Genomic DNA, 4,737 nt, shown 5'->3' with positions numbered 1-4,737 from the left:
CATTAAAAAATTTAGATACATTTCTTATTTTTATCATATTGCCTCCTATTTTAGTTATTTCAATGTACATTGAAGTAATTCTTAATTTAAGAGATATTTTAATATAAGTATATTTGTAATTTTGATGTTTATAATAATATTAAAAAAGGTTTTTAAAAGTCAAGATTTGACAAAATTTTAATTATTAAAGTGAAGTTTGTATTTGATTTTGATGAAAAATAATATCTCCTAAATCTGTACATATTAATATTATAACATAATTTTCTTATTTTGTAAAATGTGGACATATATTTTAGTTCTGAAATAGAAAGAAAGAATAATTAACAGTACGAATTTCAACATTGAAGATACTAAAAAATTCTTTTCTTGAACAAAATACATTTTCTGTATATAACTATAATGAAACAAATTAAAATATAGTTTATATGGAGGACAATTATGGAACAGATAATACAATCACCAAGTAAATACATTCAAGGAGCAGGTGCCATAAAAAACATTGCAAAATATGCTAGTGTTAAGTCTTTTGTAATAGCTGATAGTTTTGTTATGGGTTTAACAAAAGAAAGCATAGAACATAGTTTTAAAAATGAAAATATAGATGTTGCTTTTGAAATTTTTAAAGGCGAATGTTCTAGAAATGAAGTTGAAAAATTAAAAAAACATGCAGAAAAAGAACAGTGTAAAATGGTTATAGGAGTAGGTGGAGGAAAAACTTTAGACACAGCAAAAGCTGTTGCATATTTTTTAAACTTACCTGTAATGATAGTTCCTACAATAGCTTCAACAGATTCACCTTGTACAGCTCTTACAGTACTTTATCATGACAATGGAGAGTTTGATGAGTATCTATTCTTGCCTCATAATCCAGATGTTATTCTTATGGATACAGATATTATTGCAAAAGCTCCAAGTAGACTTTTAGTTGCTGGAATGGGAGATGCTTTAGCTACATATTTTGAAGTTAAATCTTGTATTAAATCGAACTCTTTAAACTTAGTTGGAGGTTATTCAACTAAAGGTGGAGAGGCTTTAGCAAAACTTTGTTTTGAAACATTAATGGAAGATGGAGAAAAAGCTTTAATGGCAGCTGAAAAAAAAGTTGCAACAAAAGCTTTAAATAATATAATAGAAGCTAATACTTATTTAAGTGGAGTAGGTGCTGAAAGTGGTGGACTTGCTGCTGCTCATGCTATTCATAATGGATTTACAGCTATAAAAGAGTGTCATCATCTATATCATGGGGAAAAAGTTGCATTTGGAACTTTAGCTCAAATGTTTTTAGAAAACTATTCAATGGAAGAGATTGAAGAAGTTGCACACTTCTGTAAAAGAGTTGGACTTCCTGTATCTTTAGAAGAAATGGGAATTAAAGAGATAAATGAAGAGGATATTATGAAAGTTGCAGAGCTTTCTTGTGCTCCTGGAGAAACAATGCACAATACTCCCTTTAAAGTAACACCTGAAGATGTTTATGCTGCTATATTAACAGCTGATAACTACGGTTCATCTTTATAATTAAATGAGAAATATGTCACACAAAGTTAAACTTTGTGTGACTTTTTTTTATAAAAAAATAATATTATGGTATAATTTAACTTAAATAAATTTAATTAAGGATGTGATTATTATAATACTAATGATTGATAATTTTGATTCTTTTACTTACAATTTAGTTCAATATTTTGAGGTTTTAAAAGAGGAAATTTTAGTAAAAAAAAATAATGAGATAACAATAGATGAAATAAAAAAACTAAATCCAGAAATTGTTGTTATCTCTCCAGGTCCTGGAAATCCAAAGGGAGCTGGAATAACTTTAGAGGTAATAAAAAATTTAAAAGGAATTTTTCCAATTTTAGGAATTTGCTTAGGACATCAATCTATTGGAGAATACTTTGGTGGAAATGTAGTTAAGGGGTCATCTCCTTTTCACGGAAAGGTATCATCTATTACTCACAATAATTTAGGAGTATTTAGGAATCTTAAAAATCCCTTAAATGTAACGCGTTATCACTCTTTAATTGTTGAAAAAGAAAGTTTACCAGAAGAATTAATTATAACAGCTCAAACAGATTTAGGAGAGATTATGGGTTTAAAACATAGAGATTATTTAATTGAAGGTGTACAATTTCATCCAGAAGCTATTTTGACTGAATGTGGACTAGAGTTACTAGAAAACTTTTTAAAGGAGGTTAGATATGCTAATAAAAAAGCTTGAACTTAACTGTGATCCTATTGAAATTTTTAATAATTTTGTAAATGATGATATGTGTATTTTTTTAGATAGCCAAAAAAACAAGGAAAAATTAGGAAGATATTCAATTATTGCTAGTAATCCTATGATTAAAATAAAAAGCAAGAATGGAAAAGTTCAAATATTTGAAAATACTATTTGGAAACAGGAAGACTCTAAAAGTTTTAAGGTTTTAGAGTTACTTATGAAAAAGTATAAGATACAAAATACAAGTAATTTGCCTTTTATAGGAGGAGCTTTAGGATATCTTTCATATGATCTTTTAGAAGAGATAGAAAATATAAAATTAGATCAAATAGATGATGTTAATATTCCAGATATGTTTTTTGGAATATATAATGAAGCTATTATAATTGATAATTTAGAAGAAAATATTTTTATAGTTGTTCAAAATTTCAAAGAAAATACTAATGAAATATTAGAAAATTTAGAGAAAAAAGTGTTAGAAAAAAAAGTTGTTTTTAATACTTTTTATAATAATGAAGTTAAATTTAAAGTTAATATGGAAAAAAATGAGTATTTCAACTCAATTGAAAAAGTTAAGGAAAATATAGAAAATGGAAATGTATATCAAATTAATTTTACTCAAAGATTTCAATGCAAATTAAATAAATCACCATATACACTTTTTAAAAGGCTTAGAGAAACAAATAAGGCTCCATTTGGTGCATATTTAGATTTTAATGAGTTTTCAATAGTTTCATCATCTCCTGAGAGATTTATAAGAGTTCAAGATGGGAAAATTGATACAAGACCTATAAAAGGAACAATTAAAAGAGGAGAAAATGAAAAAGAGGACATAGAAAATGAAAATATTTTAAGAAATAGTAAAAAAGATCAGTCTGAACTTCTTATGATTGTAGATTTAGAAAGAAATGATATTGGAAGAATATCTAAAGCTGGATCTGTAAAAGTGGATGATCTTTTTACAATTGAAAAGTATGCTACAGTTTTTCAACAAGTTGCCAATGTTGAAGGAGTTTTAAAGGAGAATTTAGGAATAGAAAAAATATTAAATAGCACATTTCCTGGAGGATCAATAACAGGAGCACCAAAACTAAGTGCTATGAAACTTATAGGAAATTTAGAAAGAACTAAAAGAAATATTTATACAGGATCAATTGGATATATCTCTTTTGATGGAAATATAGATTTAAGTATTGTTATAAGAACTATTCTTTGTAAAAATGAAATGGCTTATTATCAAGTTGGCGGTGGAATTGTTTGGGATTCTCATATTCAAAGCGAGTATGATGAGAGTTTAATTAAAGGAAAAGCTTTAAAAGAGGCACTTCAATGGAGAGAATAGAGAATACACAAGGATTTTTATATGGATATGGAGTTTTTGAAACAATGAAAGTAGAAAATTTAAAAGTTTTAAATATAGAAAAACACTTTCTTAGATTAAAAAACTCAGCTAAAGAACTAAATATTTTTTTTAATATGTCACTAGGTGAATTTTTAGAAATTATAAAAAAAGAAATTAAAAAATATGATGAAAGAGTCTATGTCCTTAGATTTTCTTTAGGAAAAAATGGAGATTCATTCTTTTATAGTATTTTAAAAAGAGAGTTCTCATATACAAAAAGTACCTATAAAAATGGGTATAAACTAACAATAAGTCCTTTAAAAAAAGATCCAAAATCAAAAATTATTTATCATAAAACATTAAATTATTTAGAAAATATTTTAGAGCTTGAAAGAATTAAAGAATTAGGTTTTAATGAAAGTTTATTTTTTAATATATACAATGAGATAACAGAGTGTATTACAAGTAATATTTATTTAGTAAAAGATAATAAAATATATACACCTTTAGTAACTTGTGGTCTCTTAGAAGGTACAATGAGAAAGGTTATATTTGAAAAATGTAGAGAATATAACCTTCCTATCTTTCAAAAGAAACTTTTTTTAAAAGATATTTTAGAGTGTGATGAAATATTTTTAACTAACTCTTTAATGGGAATTTTAAAAGTAAGTTCTTTTAATGAAAGAGAGTTTCAATCTTGCTTTACTGATAAATTAAAAATTAAGTTTAACTTATAAGTTTAATTTTTTTCTGAAAAATATAAAATAAAATATTAAAAAAGAGATTAAGTAATATATTGACACTAAAGAAGGATTAAATTTAGATATTAAGACTCCAGTTATATAAAATGTAAATGGAGCTGAACATAAAGTTAAAAAAGAACCTAAAGAATAAAATTTTCCTAAATAATTTTTATCAATATTTAAATCAAAGTAGATAAAAATAGGTGTAGCTAAAAGAATATTTGAACATCCATAGACAAAAACTAAAAAACCAATAATACTTAAATAAATTTGAGTATTAACAAAATTATAAAATGCTATATTTATAAAAATAAAGGTAATTGTGCAAAATAAAGTATTAAATTCAATATATTTATTAAGATTTATATTTGGAAATTTTTGAATAATTAAGATCGGAAGAGCACACGTCTGAACTCCAGTCACGAATTCGT

The 4,737-nt window shown here is 25.3% G+C and carries 4 protein-coding genes; all 4 read left to right on the top strand.

Translation table 11 applies throughout. From position 1 onward, the window contains the following. Nucleotides 1-438: 438 nt before the first annotated feature. The 4 genes from Q0V09_RS07855 (at nt 439) to Q0V09_RS07840 (ending at nt 4,300) form a co-directional block, all read left to right on the top strand. Nucleotides 439-1,518 (top strand): glycerol dehydrogenase, encoded by a 1,080-nt coding sequence (locus Q0V09_RS07855; protein ID WP_297488245.1) that lies wholly within the window; start codon nt 439-441, stop codon nt 1,516-1,518. A 112-nt stretch (nt 1,519-1,630) separates the two neighbouring features. Continuing rightward, nucleotides 1,631-2,218 carry an aminodeoxychorismate/anthranilate synthase component II gene (locus Q0V09_RS07850; RefSeq protein ID WP_367172321.1) on the top strand — a complete coding sequence of 196 codons (588 nt, stop codon included), beginning with the start codon at nt 1,631-1,633 and terminating at the stop codon, nt 2,216-2,218. Continuing rightward, nucleotides 2,199-3,563, top strand: a complete 1,365-nt coding sequence (gene pabB, locus Q0V09_RS07845) for an aminodeoxychorismate synthase component I (RefSeq protein WP_297488239.1) — start codon at nt 2,199-2,201, stop codon at nt 3,561-3,563. The genes Q0V09_RS07850 and pabB overlap by 20 nt, the downstream gene beginning before the upstream one ends. Then, on the top strand, nt 3,551-4,300 hold the full coding sequence (locus tag Q0V09_RS07840; protein WP_297488237.1) for an aminotransferase class IV: 750 nt from the start codon (nt 3,551-3,553) through the stop codon (nt 4,298-4,300). Before pabB ends, Q0V09_RS07840 begins: the two co-directional genes overlap by 13 nt. The last annotated feature ends 437 nt before the right edge of the window (nt 4,301-4,737 follow it).

It is taken from the genome of uncultured Cetobacterium sp. (assembly GCF_947039425.1).
In the GTDB taxonomy this organism is placed as follows: domain Bacteria; phylum Fusobacteriota; class Fusobacteriia; order Fusobacteriales; family Fusobacteriaceae; genus Cetobacterium_A.
Note: the sequence above shows the minus strand (reverse complement) of the source record. Positions and strands in the feature narration are given on the sequence as shown.

What these genes read in the sequence shown, in the direction of transcription:
- Q0V09_RS07855 (WP_297488245.1), top strand. Translation starts at nt 439, where the DNA reads ATGGAACAGATAATACAATCACCAAGTAAATACATTCAAGGAGCAGGT.
- pabB (WP_297488239.1), top strand. Translation starts at nt 2,199, where the DNA reads ATGCTAATAAAAAAGCTTGAACTTAACTGTGATCCTATTGAAATTTTT.
- Q0V09_RS07840 (WP_297488237.1), top strand. Translation starts at nt 3,551, where the DNA reads ATGGAGAGAATAGAGAATACACAAGGATTTTTATATGGATATGGAGTT.